The sequence below is a fragment of the Aurantiacibacter arachoides genome (assembly GCF_009827335.1).
In the GTDB taxonomy this organism is placed as follows: Bacteria; Pseudomonadota; Alphaproteobacteria; order Sphingomonadales; family Sphingomonadaceae; genus Alteraurantiacibacter; species Alteraurantiacibacter arachoides.
The window spans coordinates 1028724-1045971 of the sequence record NZ_WTYH01000001.1 but is presented as its reverse complement, the minus strand read 5'-3'; the positions used below and the strand labels follow the sequence as shown (position 1 = coordinate 1045971).

Genomic DNA, 17248 nt, shown 5'->3' with positions numbered 1-17248 from the left:
GCGAATTCGTTACAAGGCAACGCGGCAAAGCCGATAGCTTTCCTTTAGGGTGTCCCGTCTTGCGCTTTTGCGCGCGGGACGTTGTCCGCAAGCACGTGCCGGGGGATCACGATCATGCGCGGTGCCTGCGTATACAGCACCGCCGCTTCCACCGTGCGCCCGGGGTAGATCACCCCGAGCGCCGCGGCGTAGGCGCCCATCTGCGCCAGCGTGGATTGCGGCACCTGGTCCAGCGATTCGGGCGGCCGGCGGGCCGTCTTGAAATCGGCCACGAGAATGCGCGAAGGCGTCACCAGCAACCGGTCGGCCGTGCCCGCGATGACCTGGTCGCCCACCGTCGCGGCAAGCGGAACCTCCGCCAGGGCATCGGGTCCGAAAAGATCGGCGAAATCGGGATGATCGAGCACGGCCAGCGCGCGGTCCAGCATCTCGCTCCGCTCTTCGGCCGACAGGTCCGGTCCATGACGCTCCAGCCACGCCCGGCCCCCGGCCTGGCGCAGATCATGCGGAACGTCGGGCAGACGCTCGAGAAGCGCGTGGATCAGCACCCCGCGCCGCGCCGCGATGGCCGCCTGTTCCACCGGCAACGGCGGGTCGGCGCTTGTATCGTCGGCGCTGGCGGAGGGGGCAAGCGGACGCGGCGGGCGCGGTTCCTCGCCCACGGTCCGCGTCGCCCATTCCGGCAACGGCTGGCGCAGCCCGAGGTCGGTCTGGTATCGCCGTTCCACCGGCGGCGGACGTTCGCCCAGCTCGGCCCGCGCGCCCCAGATCGGATCGTCAATCCACTCGCCACCGAACAGCGGTTCGAGCCGTGCGTACCAGCTGTCCTGCGCCGGTGCCTTTTCGCGCTTGCCCAGCGCGCCGCCGATGAACAACGCTTCCTCTGCCCGGGTCATGGCGACGTAGAGCAGGCGCCAGTGTTCCTCGCGCTCTGCCGCCCGGGCGGCCTCGGCAGCCTCTGCCACGCGGCCCACCCGCTCGTCCTTCGTCAGCGGCGGCAGCGGCAGCGTGCGCCCGCCGCCGCCCGGCAGGTTTTCTTCCAGCGACAGGCCGGAGGTGCGCGATGCGTCCGGATCGCCGCAGGCATCGGCGAGGATCACGATCGGCGCCTGCAATCCCTTCGATCCGTGGACGGTCATGACCCGCACCATGTCACCCGCGCCCTCTGCCTCGCGCTTCAATTCGCCTTCGCCGGCGTCGAACCAGCGGATGAACCCTTGCAACGAGGGGGTGTTGGCAGAAGCGAACTGCAGGGCCGCGTTCAACAGTTCGTCGATCGGGTCGTTCGCCTCGCGCCCCAGCCGCGCGACCAGCTTGCCCCGCGCCTGCCACGGGCCGACCAGCATCCAGTGAACCATCGCCTGTGGCGGTTCGTAATCGGCAATGCGAAGCAGTTGCCCGAGCCGTTCCACGGCCATCCTGGCGAGGGGCGCATCGCTGCGGCGCAGGTGGCTCCACAGGGGGCGGCCCTTGGGGCGGAAACCGTGCTCCAGCAGGTCTTCCTGCGACCAGCCGAATATCGGCGAGACCAGCAGGCAGGCGAGCGCGAGATCGTCGAACGGCTGTGCGGCGAAGCGCAAGGCGGCCATCAGGTCCTGCACGGCCAGCGGCGCGCCGAGGCGCAGGCGGTCGACGCCCGCCACGCGGACGCCTGCCGCGTGCAGCCGCGCGACGATCAGGCCGGCCAGTTCCTTGCGCTTGCGCACCAGCACCATGATGTCACCCGGCGTGGCGTTTCGCGGCGCGTCGGGGTTCTTGACCAGCGGATAACCGTGATCGAGCCACTGTTTCACCTGCGCGGCGATGCGGTCCGCCATGCGACGCTCTGGCTCCGACACGCGGATTTCCGGGCCGCCGCTCTCGTCCTCGGCATCTTCAGGCAGGCCTGGCACCGGCTGCCACAGCGTGACCAGCCCCTCGCGTTCAAACCCCACGTGCCGTTCGGGCGGGCGATCAAGGCCGATGGCGGTGTGGCCGATCGCCGCAATGGCACGATCCACCAGGTCGAGCACGGGTTGCGACGTGCGGTAGGAGCGGCCCAGCCCCAGATCCTGCAAGGCGTTGAGCACGCGCACGTTCTGCGCGCCGATCGCGTTCTCCCGCCGCACCCGCAGCAGCTCTGCATAACGGTTGCGCGCGGCGGCAAAGTTTTCCGGGCTGGTGCCCTGAAATCCGAAGATCGCCTGCTTGTAATCCCCCACCACGAAGATCGTGCGCAGCCGATCCTCCGCCTGCCCCGCGCCGGCGAAGAAATCGTCGGTCAACGCGTCGATGATGGCCCACTGCGACGCGTTGGTGTCCTGCGCCTCGTCCACCAGGATATGATCGAAGCGGCGGTCCAGCTTGTAGCGGATCCAGGCCGACATGTCGCGATTGACCAGCAGGGCGGCGGCCTTGGCGATGAGATCGTCGAAATCGACCAGTCCCTCGCGCGATTTGGCCTCGTCCCAGGCGAGCGCGTATTTGCGGCCTACCTCCAGCGCGGGGGTGATGACATCGACCAGGGCGAGCAGGCTGGCCTGCGCCGCGACGCCCGCCAGTCGTTCGCGCGCCTGTTCCGCCAGCGCGGTGACGGAGGCATCCTTCTTCTCGAGGTTCGATTGATACTTGAGCAGACCCTTGTCGTTGAAAAGCTCGCCCAGCAGCGCGCCGGTGGCGGCAAAGCGGTCCTCCGGCGAACCCAGCAGCCACTCGCCGATCAGCCCGGCAAACTTCTGCCCGCTGGCCGCGCCCCAGCCATCGTAGGCCCACATGACCTGTCTTAGCAGCGCGGTGCACTCGGCCTCGTCATGACACAGATCGCACAGGCTGGCGGCGTCGGCATCGGCAGGCAGACCAAGCAACTGGCGCACCCGCGCCGCCATCGGCGGCTGCCACGCGCCAGGTCCGAACCAGGCCGCCCGCGCCTGCGCACAGCGCAGCAGCCACGCGCGCGCACCGTCCGGCCCCATGCGCAACGACAGACCCTCCAGCGCCGCGACGGCAGCGGGATCGGTGTCACGCCATGCGACCAGCTGGTCGGCCAGCACCTGCGCGGCCAGCAGGTCGCGGTCGCGATCCTCCATCGGGCGGGTGCCGGGGACCAGACCCGCTTCCTCGGGGAAAGCCGATAGCAGCCACTGGGCAAAGGCGTGGATGGTGTCGATCCGCAGGCCGCCCCCGGGACAATCGAGCACGCTGGCGAACAGCGTGCGGGCCCGGGCGATGGTGGCGGGGTCGCCCGTCGCGCCGATTGCATCGAGATCGGCAGCGAGTTCCGTCGCCGGCATCCGCACCCAGTTCGCCAGCACTTCGTTGACGCGCGTCGCCATTTCCGCGGCACCGGCCTTGGTAAAGGTGAGGCAAAGGATCTGTTCGGGCGCGACCCCGTCGGTCAGCAACAGGCGCAGCACGCGGGCCGACAATACCTGCGTCTTGCCGGTGCCCGCGCTGGCAGACAGCCACACGCTGTCGTGCGGCGCGACGGCGGCGGCCTGGTTGTCCTGCAGGCGAAAGACCTTTCCGCTCATGCCTGGGCCTCCCTCCCCTGCCATTCGGCAAGGCGCATCAGCTGGTCGTAAGTCGCATACCCCGGCGCATCAGGATTGAGCCGGGCCACGAAGGGCGCATCGCCAAGGATCCAGCTATCCAGCGCATCCAGCAGGAAGCGCTCCGTGACCGGAAGAAACTCGCCGGGCGCGATGCCGCTGCGCTTGTTGCCTTCCAGCAGCGGCGTGGTGACATAGCCGAAACCGGTCACGCTCTTGGCATCGCGGCCGAGCGACCAGTATTCGAACGTCTCGGGCGTTCCCGCCAGATCGGCAAAGCCCCCGGCGCGCACGATCAGGCCCAGGGTGCCAAGTTGCAGGGCATAGCCCGCTTCCACCTCGGCACCCGCAGGCGGTGCACCGGTCTTGTAGTCCACCACGGCCAGCGCGCCACCTGGCATCCGGTCGATGCGGTCGGCCTTGCCGAACACGCGCACACCCTGCACCGCCATCTCGCCCCATGCCTCGACCGCCAGAGGCGTGCGCCCGGGTTGCTCATCCAGCGACAGCGCCACCCATTCCAATGCGCGGACGAGCCGTGGCCGCCACAGCGCGGCAAGCAGCGGATGCGCGGAAAGCGCCTGCAGATGCCGGTCGGCCAGGTCGTCGAGCGAACCCTTGCCGTCGTGCCAATCCTGCAGGATCGCATGGGCCAGCGTGCCCTGCCACGCCGGGCCGGGATCGGCATCGACGCCGTCCAGCTGGTCCAGACGCAGGATCTTGCCGGCATAATATTCGTAAGGATCGGAACGCAGGCGATCGAGCGCGGTCACGCTGATCCCCTTTGGCGGCAGGCGTTGATCGGCGCGGGGCACGACGCGCGGTTGCGGGTGCGGCGCAGGATCGTGATTGCGCCCATCGTCCACCGCCCGCGCGAGGTCCACGATCGAGCGATCGCTCGCCTCCTCGGTCATCCGCTGGCCTAGCAGGGCGCGCACCCGCAGCAGGAACCGGCTGGCGATGGCAGGGCCGGAAACCTCGCGCCGGGCGCGGCTCAGCACCACCTCGGGCGCGCCAAGCGCTCCGGCAAGATCGTGCGCGGCAAGACCGATGCGAAAGTCCGCTCCGGGCACGCCGAGCGCGCGCAGCACGCCGGGGGCAAGCAACGGATCGACCGAGGGTGTCGGCGGCCAGGTGCCTTCGTTCAGGCCGGCACAGATCACCAGGTCGGCACGCGTCATGCGCGCCTCCAGCAAGCCGAGTATCGCCACGCGCGGATGGCCGCCGTAAGACGGGCGAACGGCGACATCGTCCATCGCATCGCGCAGCACGGGCGGCAAATCTGCCGGTTCCAGCGCCACTGGCACTTCGCGCGTCTGCAGGCGCAGGTCCTCGATGAAGGCGGCCAGCGCCCGCCCGTCCTCGCGCGCCCAGAGGTCGGTGCCGCACAACGCCTCGCCCGCCTCGGCCAGCAGGTCGAGCCAGTCGGCCAGCCCGCGGTCGGCCACCTGTTCCACCAGCGGTGCCAGGATGTCTTCGACGCGTCCCCACCAGTCAGCTACCTTGGCCTCGTCTGCCAAAGCCCGAAGCGATTCCAGCCCCGGCGTCTTGCGCGGGCCGCGCAGTTTGAGCTCGAACGCCCTTGCCGCGTCGAGCCAGTCAGGCCGCCCCTCCCCCGCCGCCGCCAGCGGATGTTCCAGCAAGGCGATCAGCGGCACCGGTGCGGCGCGTTCGGCGGCAATTTCCGCCAGCAACAGGATCACCCGGCCGGCGGCTGTCTGCGACAGGGGGCGGCCCGCGGAATCGTCGGCCATGATGTTCCACCGCCGCAGATGCTGCACCACCCGCGCCGCCAGCCCGCGATCGGGCGTGACGACGGCCACGCGGCGTTTCGGTGCCTCTACCGCCTCGCGCACCAGCAGGGCGATGGCCTGCGCTTCCTCCTCCGGATTGGCCGCTTCGACCAGGCGCACGCCTGTCATGCGCCGGCGGTTGGCAGGCAGATCGACCCAGGCCTTGCTCGCATCAGGCGGCAGGAACAGGCTGGAGATCGCATGGCTGCGCTCGGGCGGACCCTTGGAAAGGCCAGCCCGATGCCACGGCTGCACCTCGGCGCGGGCCACGCCCATGCGATTGAGCAGCAGCTTCAGGTGATACTGCGGATGGGTAACCGCATCGCCGCGCGCAAAGGGCGTCTGCGCCTCGGGGTCGCCAGCGCCGCCCAGTTCGTCCCACACCGCATCGTCCATCGACAGGTCCAGGTCGGGCAGGATGACGGCGCCCTGCGGCAGCTCGCTGACGGTGCGCAGCAGCCTCGCCAGTGCCGGGGCGGCGCTGGTGACGCCGGCAGCGACATAGGGGGTGGCGGGCGGCGTGTCGCGCATACGGCGCGCTGCCTCGCGGAACAGCAGGTTGCGCCGGGCGGCGGCGTCCAGCTCTCCGCGCGCGGCCAGTTCCGCCTGCCACATCTTGCTGACCGCGTAGAACAGCTTGGTGTTCTCACGCCAGTGGATGGCGTTATCCTCCAGCGCGGAGAGGACCCGATCCTCCCACAGGCTCTCGACCTCGATCTCCTCCACCAGCAGCCGATCCATCGATGTGGCGATGTCCTGCGCCAGCCGCAGCCGCGCCCCGGCGGTCAGCGGATCGCGCCCCAGCTTTGCGCCCGCCTCGGCCACGAATTGCGCCAGCCGCAGCCAGCGCCGGGTGGAATCCGCGGCGGGCGGGATCGCCGCGCCTGCGCCGAGCGAATCGAACACCGGGCCAAGTGCCTCGTCAAGATCGAGATCGCCGACCATCACCATGCGCGGCATCAGCAGGCCCGGCGTGCCGGTCGCCCCCGCATGACGCACGAATGCCTCGGTAACGGTGCGGGCCGCGCGCGCGGAGGGCAGCAGCAGGGTCAACCGGGCGAGTCCGACGTCGGGATCCGCATAACGCGGCACCAAACCCGCCACCAGCGCATCGGCAAACCCGCGGTGGGCGGCGATGGAATAGATCTGCGGCGCGCGTGCCTCAGCCATCGCGCAGCATGGCCTCGGTGGGCAGAATCGCGTCTGGCGTGCCGACCTCGAACCACTGGCCGGTAAACGGTATGCCGAACAGCCGGCCCTCCTCCATCGCGCGGTTCCACAGCAGGTTGGTGGAGAACGCACCCTCCGGCGCGTCGCGCAGCAGGCGCTTGGACGCAAGCTGGATGCCAGTGAAGATGTAGGGCGCCACGCGGCGATCCTGGCGCCGGCTCACCCGGCCCGCGCCGTCCATGTGAAAATCGCCGGAACCGCGGAAGTTGTAAGCGCCCTTGTGCGGCACCAGCAGCAGCAACGCGTCCATCCGCGCCGCATCCCAGTGCGCGGAAAGGTCAGCAAAGCAGTTGCGCGGGCCTTCCAGCCAGACGTTGTCGGAGTTCAGGCAGAAGAACGGATCGGGCAGCAGGTCTTGCGCAGCCACCATCCCGCCGCCGGTTTCCAGCAGCAGGTCGCGCTCATCCGATAGGGTGACGGCGGGTGCGGTACGATCCCTGAGATGCGCTTCGAGATTGTCGGCCAGGTAATGGACGTTGACCACCGCCTTCGCCACGCCGGCATCGCGCAACCGATCGAGCGTGTGATCGATCAGCGGCTTGCCCGCGACCCGCACCATTGGCTTGGGCTGGGTGGCCGTCAGCGGGCGCATACGCTTGCCTAGCCCCGCCGCCAGCACCATCGCCGTGTCGGAGGCGAGCTGGCTCATTCTTGCAAGCCCGCCGCAAGACCGGCCCCAGGACCAGCTCCGCGAGCATCGCGGATCGCATCGGGCACATTGGCATCGAACCACCGCGCCACCGGCGCCAGCGCGGGATGCGCCAGGTCGCGCTCCATCGCGTCCCACACGCGGGGGATCATGCCGAGGTACTTGGGCTTGCCATCGCGCTTCCACAGGCGGGTGAATATGCCCACGATCTTGGCGTTGCGCTGCGCGCCCAGGCGGGCGTAGTCGGCCTCGAAATCGGGGCCGGTTTCGATGCTGGAGCGGTACAGATCGAGCATCCTCGTCTCCAGCTCTTCTGAAACATCACGCCGTGCATCCTGCAACAGGCTGACCAGATCGTAGGCGGGATGGCCCGCCAGCGCGTCCTGAAAATCGATCAGGCCCTGCTTGCCCTCGCCCAGCAGCATGATGTTCTCCGCGTGATAGTCGCGCAGCACGGTCACGCCGGGTTGCTGGCGCAGCATCAGCGGGCCAAGCGCCTCGCGCCAGGCAGCATTGTAGCCCTCGTTGTCCACCGTGATGCCGGCGGCTGGGCAGAACCAGTCGGGAAACAGCGACGCTTCGCGCAAATACGTTTCCAGCGAATAGGGTTCGAACGGGCCGGGCGGGCACCTGTGCAGGTCAACCAGCGCCCGGATCGCATCGGCATAGGCCTGGTGTTCGCCGTCCGGATGATCGTCCAGCCAGTCGCGCATCCTGTCATGACCGAAATCCTCGATCAGGATCAGGCCGCGTGGGGCGTCTTCGGCCAAGATGGCAGGCGCCCGCAAGCCCTGTTCGCGCAGCCATTTGCCAACGTGAAGGAACGGCCGCGGATCCTCGTGCGGCGGGGGCGCATCCATCAGCAGTGCGCGGCGCTCTCCATCATTGATGCGGAAATAGCGGCGAAAGCTGGCATCGCCTGGCAAAGGCTCGATGCGGGCGCCCTGCCAGCCGGCGGCGGAAAGAAAGTCGTGCACGCCGTGCGGCAGATCGCTTGTCATGGCATCCGCCCTAGCCAACCTTGCCCGCCCCGGGCAATCGCCCTGCGTCCGTTTTCCGCGCGTTCCAGCGTGATCGACAGGCAATTCGCCTCATGCGCGAAGCCGCCGGCGTGATCGGGCCACTCGGCGATGAGGACCGCGCCGTCGCGATAATCGTCCAGCCCCAGTTCCACGACCTCGCCCGGATCTTCGAGCCGGTAGAAATCGGCATGCACCACGCGCGGTTGCAGATGATCGTACACCTCGAGAATGGTAAAGGTGGGCGATGGCACCTCCCCGTCATGCCCCAGGGCGGCCAGGATGGCGCGGGCGAGCGTCGTCTTGCCGGTGCCAAGATCGCCGGTGAGGGCCACCACGTCGCCTTCCCTAACCAGCCCGCCGATCCGCTGGCCGAACGCGTCCATGGCGGCAAGGTCGGGCAGGTCCCGGATCACGGCAGCAACACCGTTGCCGTGGTGCCGGCGCCCTTCTCGCTCTGGATCTCCAGCCTGCCGCCGTGCGCCTCGATCAACTGGCGCGCAAGTGGCAGGCCCAAGCCGCGGTGGCCGGCGCCGCGTTTGCCGTCGCGTCCATCGCTGCCAACCAGGCGATACCCGTCGAGCGCGCGGGCCAGTTCGCTTGGCTTCATGCCTTCGCCGTTGTCCGAAATCACGATCCGCGCACCCGCCTTGCGCCGTCCCAGCGCCACCAGGATGCGGCCGCCTTCGGGCGCGGCGGCGATAGCGTTGTCGAGCAGGTTGCCCAGCGCCCGGCCAAGCTGACGCGCATCGGCGTTGACCGTCCCCGCCCCGCGATCGCCGCGCAGATCCAGCGTCAGGTTCTTCGCCTCGATCGCCTCCTCGCGCATCCGCACGACCTGCGTGGTGAAGCCCAGCAGATCGACTTCCTCTGTCGCGATGGGCAGCAAGCCGACTTCGCTCTGCGTCAGGTCGAGCACGCTTTCGATCTGGCTGGACAGGCGTTCGACCGAGGAGAGGATGGCCGCCACGTATTCCTTGCCCTGGTCAGACAGTTCGCCCGCCATGCCGGTCTGCAACAGTTCCGCAAAGCCACCGATCGATGTCAGCGGCGTGCGGAATTCGTAACTCATGTTTGCGAGGAACCGGGTCTTGACCGCGTCCGCCTCCTCCAGCGCAGTGGCGCGTTCACGCAGTGCTTCCTCGGCCTTGGTCGAATCGGTCACGTCGATCACGGTCAACAGGCCGTTGCCGTCGGGCAGCGGCACGCCCGCGAACTCCAGCGTGCGTCCGTCGGAAAGCACGACACGCCCCCCGCGCTGCTGGCGGTCGAGTGTGGAGGCGCGCACCACCTCGCTGATGGCCTTGCGCTGGCCCGGCCGGGCAAGGCGATTGGAAATGCGGTCGAGAAGCTTGTCGACATGCGGGTGGGCGTCGAAGAAATCTTCGGGCAACCCCCAGATCGCCGGGAAACTGCGGTTCCACAGCTGCATCCGTCCATCGGGTGCGAATACCGCAAGCGATTCGAACAGCGAATCGAACGTCGCCGTGCGCGTCCGCAGCAGGGTGTCACGCGTGGCCGACAGGGCCAGCTGCTCGGATCTGTCCTCCGCGATCAGCACCAGCCCGCCATCGGGCATCGGCTGGGCGACGATGCGCAGGTGGGTGGCGTCGGGCAGGGTCCAGTTATCTTCCTGCGGCACGTCGCGGGTGAACCACTGCGCCAGTTCGCCGCGCCATACGGGGAAGTCGCGCACCTCGGGCAGGCGTCCGGCATCGCGGGCGAAATCCAGAAAGCGTTCAAAGGTAGGCGGATCGACCTGGGCGGAGGCAGGCACCATGAAAATGCGCTGGAACGGTTGATTGGCAAAGGTCAGCAGCTTGTTCTCGTCGAACTGGGCCACCCCGATCGAAAGCTGATCGAGCATGGAGCGCTGCGCCGCGCGGAAGGCGCGAAAGGCACGGCCCTGTTCCTCCATCTCCTCGATGTCGATGGCATAGCCAGCCACCCCCTCCGGCCCGAGCGGCAGGTCGGACACCCGCAAGGTACGCCGCTGGCTGCCGACGGTGGCCTGCACGATGCGCTCCACGGGCGTATCACGATCCTGCGCCTGCCCGGCGATCTGCGCGGCGGTAAGGCCATCGACAGTCTCGATCAGCTCGATCTGGTCGTCGACCACGGCCTTGGCGTTCTTTGCCGCCACCGCCTCGACATAGGCGGAGTTGACGAGGCGCAGGCCCATGTCCGGTCCGCGGAACCACATCGGCATGGGTGCGGCCTCGATCAGGCCGACCAGCGCGGCAAAATCGTTGCGCGCGCGCGCCGTTTCCCCCCGCAGGCGGCTGAGTTCGCCCTGGCTTTCGGAAAAATCGAACCACCATATCAGCACCGCACCACCGGTGGCGATGGCCGGGTTGGCAAGCTGGCCGCGCACCGCGAGGCTGCGTTCGGAACCACGCGGGGTGGTGACCATGCTGAAGGGTGCGGCGGTCTTCTGCGTGCGTTTCACCGCGTCGCGCAGCTGGTCGAGGTCCGCGGCATCGAGGCCGGCGCTGCCGCTGTCGAGTTCGGTGATGAAGCCCGGCAGCTTGCCGAGGCCCAGCCATGCGGCGAGCCGATCCGGCCCTTCCAGCCGCCCGTCGCTCTTTACCAGCAGGGGAATCGCGGGGGCATCGTCGATCATCTTCGACAGCCGCCGCATCGCCACGCGGGCATTCTTGGCAGAGCGCGCGCGATTGAGCGAGCTGACCAGCATCCACAGCGCGCTCAGCGTCCATGCTGCCAGCAGAAGGCCAAGCAAGGCCAGCGCAGTGAGGCTGAGTTCCATGCCCCAGCAGCTATGCGCCGGACGGGCGCGATGCAATGACCGCCCGCCGGATTAACACCATAATCCGGCGGGCTATAAGGTCAGTAGCGGTAATGCTCGGGCTTGAACGGGCCTTCCACCGGCACGCCGATGTAGTCGGCCTGCTGCTGGCTGAGCTTCGTCAGCTTCACGCCCAGCTTGTCGAGATGGAGCGCGGCGACCTTTTCATCGAGGTGCTTGGGCAGCACGTAGACGTCGTTCTCGTAACCGTCGGTGTTCTCCCACAGCTCGATCTGCGCCAGCACCTGGTTGGTGAAAGAACAGCTCATCACGAAACTGGGGTGGCCGGTGGCGCAGGCCAGGTTCACCAGGCGGCCCTTGGCCAGGATGATGATCTCCTTGCCGTCGGGGAATTTCACCAGGTCGGTGCCGGGCTTCAGTTCGGTCCACTCGTAGTTGTCGAGCGCAGAGATCTGGATCTCGCTGTCGAAGTGGCCGATGTTGCACACGATGGCCATCGGCTTCATCGCCTTCATGTGCTCGGCCGTGATGACGTCCTCGTTGCCGGTGGTGGTGCAGAAGATGTCGGCGCGCGTCACCGCGTCTTCCATCGTCGTCACCTCGAACCCGTCCATCGCGGCCTGCAGCGCGCAGATGGGATCGATCTCGGTCACCAGCACGCGCGCGCCGCCGTTGCGGAGCGACTGGGCAGAGCCCTTGCCGACATCGCCGAACCCGGCAACGCAGGCAACCTTGCCCGACAGCATCACGTCGGTCGCACGGCGGATGGCATCGACCAGCGATTCGCGGCAGCCGTACAGGTTGTCGAACTTCGACTTGGTAACGCTGTCGTTGACGTTGATCGCCGGGAACGGCAGCTTGCCCTTCTTGGCAAGCTGATACAGCCGGTGGACGCCGGTGGTGGTCTCTTCCGAAACGCCCTTCAGGTTCTTCACCGTGGCCGTCAGGTAGCCGGGCTTCTTGTTCAGGAACGCCTTCAGCGCACGCTGGAATTCGACTTCCTCGGCATTGCCGGGCTCGGGCAGGTCTTCGCCGGCCTCTACCCGCGCGCCCCACAGCGCGAACATGGTGGCATCGCCCCCGTCGTCGAGGATGAGGTTCGCCGTGGTGCCCTCGCCGTGGCCTTCCCAATCGAAGATGTTGCCCACGTAATCCCAGTAATCGGCCAGGCTTTCGCCTTTCACGGCAAACACGGGAATATCCTGCGCGGCGATGGCGGCGGCGGCATGATCCTGCGTGGAAAAGATGTTGCAGGTGGCCCAGCGGACCTCTGCGCCAAGCGCGGTCAGCGTCTCGATCAGCACGGCGGTCTGGATCGTCATGTGCAGCGAACCGGTGATGCGCGCGCCCTTCAGCGGCTGCGACGCGCCGAATTCCTCGCGCGTGGCTATCAGGCCCGGCATTTCCGTTTCGGCGATGTTGATTTCCGCACGGCCATAATCGGCGAGCGCGATATCCTTGATGATATAATCGGTGAAGGCGGCGTCGGCCACAGGCAGCTCCTTGGTCAGAAAAGGGGGTGTGAGGCGCTGCCGGGGCTCCATGCAGCGTGGATGTGCCCGCGCGCCATAGAGGCGCACGCCCGAACCGTAAAGCCCTGCCGCCGGAACCCCGGGCCTGTGCCCCTGCCCATGCACATGCCCATGCCCAGCGCCCTTGCGCGAACATTAGTCGCGCCTATCTCCGACGCATCAATTCCCCAATGCAAGGAACGACACGACATGACGATTGCCAAAGGTGACACAATCCCCGACGTGAAGCTGAGCAAGGCCACCGCCGACGGGCCGGAGCAGGTCAGCTCCAGCGACTTTTTCGCCGGCCGCAAGGTGGCCCTGTTCGCCGTGCCCGGCGCCTACACGCCCACCTGTTCGGCCAAGCATCTGCCCGGCTTCGTCGACAACGCCGAGGCGCTGAAAGCCAAGGGCGTCGACGAGATCGCCTGCACCAGCGTGAACGATGCCTTCGTGATGGGCGCCTGGAACAAGTCCGATGGTTCGGACGACATCACCATGCTGGCTGACGGCAACGGCGAATTCGCCCGCGCACTTGGCCTGGAGAGCGACTTCGACGCCTACGGCATGGGCAAGCGGTCCAACCGTTATTCGATGATCGTCGACGACGGCGTGGTGACCGAGATCAACGTCGAAGGCCCGGGCGAATTCGGCGTCTCCGGCGCGGAGCACATGCTCGGCCAGCTTTGAGTCAGCCTTTAGTGCAAACGAGAAAGGGGCGCCCGTTGCGGCGCCCCTTTTTGCTTGCGCTCCAGGCGTTCGCGATAACCTAGTCGTCCCAGGCGACGTCCACGCCCAAGCTGTCGATGTTGTCGACGAAGTTGGGGTGCGCGCGGCGGATGGGGTCGGCATCCAGGATCGTGCTTTCGCCATCGATGCTGGCGGCCACCATCAGCATCGCGATGGCGACGCGGATGATATATGGGCTGGTCACGGTTGCCGGCACCAGTTTGTCACCGCCAAAGGTGAGCAGCCGGTGCGGGTCGCATAGCAGGGTGTGCGCGCCGAACAGGCTGAGTTCGGTATGCCAGGTCAGCCCGCCTTCGTAGACCTTGTTCCAGAACATCGTCTGGCCCTTGGCCTTCACGCCCAGCGCGATGAAGATCGGCAGCAGGTCGGCAGGAATGTACGGCCACGGCGCGGCCTCCACCTTCGTTGTCAGGTGGCTGGTGAAATTCTGCTGCACCACGAGCTGCTCGGGCGCGTCGAGGCGGCTCCAGCCGTCCTTATGCTCGACGTGGGCGCCGAACTTCTCGAACGTGCGGTCGATCAGCATGAAATCCTCGGGCCGCGTGTTGCGCACCGCGATGTCGCCGCCGGTCACCGCGGCCAGCGCCATGAAGGTGGCAACCTCGTGGAAATCCTCGACGAAGGTGTAATCGACCGCGCGGAAAGTCGCCCCGCCCTCGATCGACACCATCGATGTGCCCTTGCCGCGCAGGGTCGCGCCCATGGCTTCGAGGAAGGTGCACATCTCCTGCACGTGCGGCTCGCAAGCGGCGTTGACGATCTGGCTGGTGCCGCTGGCGCTGAGCGCGCTGATGATGAAATTCTCGGTCGTGGTGACGCTGGCATATTCCAGCCACATGCGCGCCGCCTCCGGCTTGCCGGATTGGCGGAAGACGATGTCCTTGCCTTCATAGCTGGTTTCCGCGCCGAAAGCCTTGAACACCTGGACGTGCGGGTCGATCTCGCGCGCGCCCAGCGTGCAGCCCTTTACCTCGTGCTCCAGCCGCGCCTCACCCAGCCGTCGCAGCAGTCCGGGGATCATCATGATGCTGGCGCGCATCGCCTGCGGCAGCTTGGCCTTGGCGCTGGAAGGGATGGTCGAATGGTCGATCCGCAGCGTCTGGGCCGCCTTGTCCCAATCGACCGTGCTGCCAAGCTCGGTGAAAAAGGCATGGATGCGCGTAACGTCGGTAATCTCGGGAACGTTGCGCAGCATGATCGGCGCGTCGCTGAGCAGCGTGGCGCACAGCACCGGTAGCACCGCGTTCTTGTTGGCCGACGGTTCGATCCGCCCGACCAGTTTCTGTCCACCTCTCACGCGCAGCGACGCCATTCGCAATCCTTATCTTCAACTCGAGTTCGGGGGCCTAGTAGCCCATCAGCCGAAGCACTTCCTCGCGACTTTTCGAATCGCTGCGGAAAGTGCCCATCACGCGGCTGGTTACCATGCCCACGCCAGGCGTGCGCACGCCGCGGGCGGTCATGCAGGCATGGCTCGCCTCTATCACCACGGCAACGCCGCGCGGGTGCAGGTTGTCCCAGATGCACTGCGCCACTTCGGCCGTCAGCCGCTCCTGGATCTGCAACCGCCGGGCAAAGCCGTGCAGGACGCGGGCGAGCTTGGATATTCCGACCACGTGGTCGGTCGGCAGGTAGGCTATCGCCGCCTTGCCGATGATGGGTGCCATGTGATGCTCGCAATGGCTCTGGAACGGAATGTCCTTCAGCACCACGATCTCGTCATAGCCGCCCACTTCCTCGAACACGCGAGACAGATGGGTGGCCGGGTCCTCGGTATAGCCGAGACAATATTCCTTCCACGCCCGAGCCACGCGCGCCGGGGTATCGACAAGCCCTTCGCGATGCGGATCGTCCCCGGCCCATTCGATCAGCGTGCGGATGGCGTCCTGCACATGATCGGGCACCGGCGGCTTGGCCGAACCGTCGGGGCGGCGGGGATCGTCTTCGTCCGGGCCTACTAGGCTACTCATTGCCGCTCCTGCGCTTGCGTCTCAACCGCGCCCGCGCCCGCGACAGCATCGAACCGCGGCGGAACAGCCCGTTCCCGGCTTCATGCATGGCGAACATCTCATCCGGGCTTTCCGGATCGAGCGTCTGGCGCTGCGCCATATCGCTCAAAAGGCCATCGGGCAATTCCGGGTTGAAGGGCCGCAGGTGGCGATGCGTGCGATCGCCGGCCGCAGCGATCAGGGCCGCCATCGAACCGTGCCGCTCCAGCGCATCGCCGATGTTCTCCTCGCGGATGCCCAGGTGTTCGGCCAGCAGCGACAAGCGCAAGGTGCGGATCGTCTCGCAGGCCTTTTCGTTGCCGGGTCGTTCGCAGTCGATGAACACGTCGCACTCGCTGTCCAGGCCCATGGACCGGTTGTTCATGTTGGCCGAACCGATCCGCAGGATCCGGTCATCGATGACCATAAGCTTGGCATGGACGTAAATTGCCTCCTCGCCCGAATAGGGCACGAAGATGTGGAAGCGGTCGTTGGTGTCGAGTTCCTGCAATGACTGGATGAGTTCGGCCCGCGCCGGCGACATTGCCTGTTCTTCCAGCCAGCCCTCGGCAACCTCGGGCATGACAATCACGATCTCGGGCGGGTCGTCCTCCGCTAGGCGCTTGGCGATCGCCTCGCAGATGGTGCGCGAGGTGAGATACTGGTTTTCCGCATAGATGAAATCGCGGGCGGCAGCGATCTGCGCGAGGTACAGTTTCTCGATCTCGTCGATTTTCGGGCAGCCATCGTATTCGGCGCGCGTGCGCGCGATGCCGATCTCGACGTCTTCGAAATGGGCCTCCAGGTTGTCGGGCCATGCACTTTCGGCCGATGTGACCGGCACGGACAGCTTGGGACCGCCGGCCCTGGCCCACCGCGCCCGGCCCAGCCGTTCGAGTTCGGCGGCAGCTTCGCCCTCTATCATCATGGTGACATCGTGCCACGGCTTGTAAGCCTTGCCACCGGGACGCCGGCGCCGCCGGTCGCCTTCCGTGTGCTCGCGCGTGTCCCAGCGGGCGGCCGTCAGATCGATGCCGCCGCACACGGCGAAATCCTCGTCGATGACCACGATCTTCTGGTGGTGCGAACACCCGACCGGATGCTTGGTGTCGAACTTGAAATCGATCCTGTCGTTGCGCCACCAGCGGACCAGGTCGGCAATCATGGAGCCGCGAAAGGCGAACTGCAGCATCTCGACGTGCCATTTGATGATGCGGATTTCCAGCTTGGGGCGATGCCGGGCGAGCCACAGGATGAAGCTGCCCAGCCGCGCCGGGTATTCGCGGGTCCAGCCCTTCTGCCACCAGCGCCGGCCGCGGCTGAGATGTATGCGCGTGTCGAAGTCCCATCCGATCAGCAGGATGCGCTTTTCGGCCTTGAGCATGGCCTGCTGAATCAGATCGAAATAGTCCTCGCCGTCGATCACCACGCGCACCCGCCGTGCCCTGGCAAAACGCCAGACGCCGGATGCAGTGGATTGATCGTCGAAACCCTCGACGTCGTATTCGAAAGCCAATGACCCTCCTCCCTTGAAACCTGTTCCACGGCGTCTGCCATTGTCGCCGGCCTCACCTCGGCCCGGGCCTTTTCGGCCTGCTCGCGACGATCGAACACGCCGCGCGTGTGCTGCGATCATCGTCCGTAGGGTGTTTTTCGGAATCGGGGAATGGTCGTTCGCTTCCTCGCCGATAGGATGGCGATAATCGTCCAGCTTTTTGAACTTGCGCAACGCGCGTCGCTCTTCGCTTTCCCCGCTGCGTTTCGCCAGCTGGCCCAGCAAGTTGCGATGGGTGTCGCGATATTCCCCTGGCCTTGGTGCCAGCCCTAGGTGTCGCCGGCCACGATATCCGGTGCCGGTGCGACCATGACAAAAAAGGGACCGACCCCGCACGGGGCCAGTCCCTTTTTATGGCGCGCCCGGAAGGATTCGAACCTCCGACCGCTCGGTTCGTAGCCGAGTACTCTATCCAGCTGAGCTACGGGCGCGCTTGAGAGGCGGGCACATAAGCGGGCC

11 protein-coding genes and 1 tRNA gene are annotated in these 17248 nt (G+C 66.9%); 1 reads left to right on the top strand and 11 read right to left on the bottom strand.

Features of this window, described 5'->3' with window-relative positions:
* Nucleotides 1-44 precede the first annotated feature (44 nt).
* From addA to ahcY, 7 genes are all read right to left on the bottom strand, one after another.
* Entirely contained in the window at nucleotides 45-3509 is a 3465-nt protein-coding gene (gene addA, locus GRI62_RS05140) for a double-strand break repair helicase AddA (protein ID WP_131452311.1), read from the bottom strand.
* On the bottom strand, nucleotides 3506-6490 hold the full coding sequence (locus GRI62_RS05135; protein ID WP_131452310.1) for a PD-(D/E)XK nuclease family protein: 2985 nt from the start codon (nucleotides 6488-6490) through the stop codon (nucleotides 3506-3508). The genes addA and GRI62_RS05135 overlap by 4 nt, the downstream gene beginning before the upstream one ends.
* Entirely contained in the window at nucleotides 6483-7199 is a 717-nt protein-coding gene (locus GRI62_RS05130) for a nucleotidyltransferase family protein (RefSeq protein ID WP_131452309.1), read from the bottom strand. Before GRI62_RS05130 ends, GRI62_RS05135 begins: the two co-directional genes overlap by 8 nt.
* Nucleotides 7196-8200 (bottom strand): aminoglycoside phosphotransferase family protein, encoded by a 1005-nt coding sequence (locus GRI62_RS05125; RefSeq protein ID WP_131452308.1) that lies wholly within the window; start codon nucleotides 8198-8200, stop codon nucleotides 7196-7198. Before GRI62_RS05125 ends, GRI62_RS05130 begins: the two co-directional genes overlap by 4 nt.
* A complete protein-coding gene (gene tsaE, locus GRI62_RS05120) occupies nucleotides 8197-8634 on the bottom strand; it encodes a tRNA (adenosine(37)-N6)-threonylcarbamoyltransferase complex ATPase subunit type 1 TsaE (protein WP_131452307.1) in 438 nt (145 codons plus the stop codon). Before tsaE ends, GRI62_RS05125 begins: the two co-directional genes overlap by 4 nt.
* Nucleotides 8631-10985, bottom strand: a complete 2355-nt coding sequence (locus GRI62_RS05115) for a sensor histidine kinase (protein ID WP_131452306.1) — start codon at nucleotides 10983-10985, stop codon at nucleotides 8631-8633. The genes tsaE and GRI62_RS05115 overlap by 4 nt, the downstream gene beginning before the upstream one ends.
* Before the next feature lie 80 nt (nucleotides 10986-11065).
* The gene (ahcY, locus tag GRI62_RS05110) at nucleotides 11066-12478 is read right to left on the bottom strand and encodes an adenosylhomocysteinase (protein WP_373282989.1); all 1413 of its coding nucleotides are present in this window, start codon (nucleotides 12476-12478) and stop codon (nucleotides 11066-11068) included.
* A gap of 228 nt (nucleotides 12479-12706) precedes the next feature.
* Between ahcY and GRI62_RS05105 the strand changes: the two genes are divergently transcribed.
* Nucleotides 12707-13186 (top strand): peroxiredoxin, encoded by a 480-nt coding sequence (locus GRI62_RS05105; RefSeq protein ID WP_131452304.1) that lies wholly within the window; start codon nucleotides 12707-12709, stop codon nucleotides 13184-13186.
* Between the two features lie 79 nt (nucleotides 13187-13265).
* Here the strand turns inward: GRI62_RS05105 and GRI62_RS05100 are convergent, their stop codons facing one another.
* The 4 genes from GRI62_RS05100 to GRI62_RS05085 form a co-directional block, all read right to left on the bottom strand.
* Nucleotides 13266-14558 (bottom strand): UDP-N-acetylglucosamine 1-carboxyvinyltransferase, encoded by a 1293-nt coding sequence (locus tag GRI62_RS05100; RefSeq protein WP_131452303.1) that lies wholly within the window; start codon nucleotides 14556-14558, stop codon nucleotides 13266-13268.
* Nucleotides 14559-14592: 34 nt separating this feature from the next.
* A complete protein-coding gene (gene folE / locus GRI62_RS05095) occupies nucleotides 14593-15216 on the bottom strand; it encodes a GTP cyclohydrolase I FolE (RefSeq protein ID WP_131452302.1) in 624 nt (207 codons plus the stop codon).
* Nucleotides 15209-16750, bottom strand: a complete 1542-nt coding sequence (locus GRI62_RS05090; RefSeq protein ID WP_234027372.1) for a phospholipase D-like domain-containing protein — start codon at nucleotides 16748-16750, stop codon at nucleotides 15209-15211. Before GRI62_RS05090 ends, folE begins: the two co-directional genes overlap by 8 nt.
* Before the next feature lie 393 nt (nucleotides 16751-17143).
* Nucleotides 17144-17220: transfer RNA gene (locus GRI62_RS05085), tRNA-Arg, on the bottom strand.
* Between the last annotated feature and the right edge of the window lie 28 nt (nucleotides 17221-17248).